Source organism: Butyricicoccus sp. AM27-36, assembly GCF_003480945.1.
GTDB lineage: Bacteria > Bacillota > Clostridia > Oscillospirales > Butyricicoccaceae > Agathobaculum > Agathobaculum butyriciproducens.
Map to the genome: position 1 here is coordinate 1 of NZ_QUJR01000033.1, position 2,252 is coordinate 2,252.

The following is a 2,252-nucleotide window of genomic DNA, read 5'->3' on the forward strand; positions in this document are numbered from 1 at the left end:
GGATTTTACAGCTGGTCAAGCTGTAAAGGGCGCAAGGGGAATGCCTTGGCACTGAGAGCCGACGAAGGACGCGACAAGCTGCGATAAGCTACGGGGAGCCGCAAATGGGCTTTGATCCGTGGATTTCCGAATGGGGAAACCCGATGGAGCAATACTCCATCAACCATGACTGAATACATAGGTCATGGTGGGGAACCGCCTGAACTGAAACATCTAAGTAGGGCGAGGAAGAGAAATCAACCGAGATTCCGCTAGTAGTGGCGAGCGAACGCGGAAGAGGCCAAACCGGAGGTAGCAATATCTTCGGGGTTAGGACTGCAATATGTAACTTTAATCTTTAACTGAATGCTTTGGGAAGAGCAGCGATACAGGGTGATAGCCCCGTAAGTGAAAAGGATTGAGTGCTAGCAGTATCCAGAGTACCAGCGGACACGTGAAACCCGCTGGGAAGATGGGGGGACCATCCTCCAAGCCTAAATACTACTCAGTGACCGATAGTGGAGCAGTACCGTGAGGGAAAGGTGAAAAGTACCCCGGGAGGGGAGTGAAAAAGAACCTGAAACCTTGTGCCTACAAGCACCGAGAGTCCGTTAAAGGATGATCGGGTACTTTTTGTAGAACGGTCCGGCGAGTTAATATTTGCAGCGAGGTTAAGGAACTGGAGTTCCGGAGCCGCAGCGAGAGCGAGTCTGAATAGGGCGTATGAAGTTGCAGGTATTAGACCCGAAACCGGGTGACCTATCCATGAGCAGGCTGAAGCGGTGGTAAGACACCGTGGAGGGCCGCACCCACGTCTGTTGAAAAAGCCGGGGATGACTTGTGGATAGCGGAGAAATTCCAATCGAACTCGGAGATAGCTGGTTCTCCCCGAAATAGCTTTAGGGCTAGCGTTATTTTAGATTACCGGAGGTAAAGCACTGAATGGTCTAGGGGCCGCGAGGTTACCAAAGCCTATCAAACTCTGAATGCCGGATAATTGATGAATAGCAGTCAGACTGTGTGAGATAAGTCTCATAGTCAAAAGGGAAACAGCCCAGATCTACAGCTAAGGTCCCAAATGAACACTAAGTGGAAAATGATGTGAAACTGCGAAGACAACCAGGATGTTGGCTTAGAAGCAGCCACTCATTCAAAGAGTGCGTAATAGCTCACTGGTCGAGTGGTTTTGCGCAGAAAATGTAACGGGGCTAAGTGTTCAACCGAAGCTTAGGCATTGCAGTAATGCATTGGGTAGGGGAGCGTCGTATGCGGGGTGAAGTCAGAGCGGAAGCACTGGTGGACTGCATACGAGTGAGAATGCCGGAATAAGTAGCGAGAATTATGTGAGAATCATAATGGCCGAAAATCTAAGGTTTCTTGGGGAAGGTTCGTCCGCCCAAGGTTAGTCGGGAGCTAAGCTCAGGCCGAAAGGCGTAGGCGATGCACATACGGTAGAAATTCCGTAACCACCGAACATTTAAGCTAGAGGGACGCTTTCTTTAAGGTTATCCCGGGCGATGGTTGCCCCGGGCGTAAGGGACCGAAATATAGTAGGGAAGTAACTGGCGAGAGAGACGAGAAAAGCTCTAGTGTATACTAAGGTGCCCGTACCGCAAACCGACACAGGTAGATGGGATGAGTATTCTAAGGCCAACGGGAGAAGGGTTGTTAAGGAACTCGGCAAATTGGCCCCGTAACTTCGGGATAAGGGGCGCCTGCGAGAGCAGGCCGCAGTGAAAAGGCCCAAGCGACTGTTTAGCAAAAACACAGCTCTCTGCTAAATCGAAAGATGACGTATAGGGGGTGACGCCTGCCCGGTGCTGGAAGGTTAAGGGGAGTGCTTAGCGCAAGCGAAGGTGCGAACTTAAGCCCCAGTAAACGGCGGCCGTAACTATAACGGTCCTAAGGTAGCGAAATTCCTTGTCAGGTAAGTTCTGACCCGCACGAATGGCGTAACGATTTGGGCACTGTCTCAACAGCCCGCCCGGCGAAATTGTAGTACCGGTGAAGATGCCGGTTTCCCGCAACTAGACGGAAAGACCCCATGGAGCTTCACTGTAGCTTGATATTGGATCTCGGTATTCCATGTACAGGATAGGTGGGAGGCTAGGAAGCGAGCGCGCCAGCGTTCGTGGAGCCAACCTTGGGATACCACTCTTGGGATATTGGGATTCTAACCTGCGACCATGAATCTGGTCGGGGGACACTGTCAGGTGGGCAGTTTGACTGGGGCGGTCGCCTCCAAAAGAGTAACGGAGGCGCTCAAAGGTTCG

At 51.6% G+C, this 2,252-nt stretch carries 1 rRNA gene (running past one end of the window); it reads left to right on the top strand.

What is annotated here, in order from left to right:
• The first annotated feature begins 13 nt into the window (after nt 1-13).
• Nucleotides 14-2,252 (top strand): 23S ribosomal RNA (locus tag DW724_RS15320); it runs 708 nt beyond the window's last position.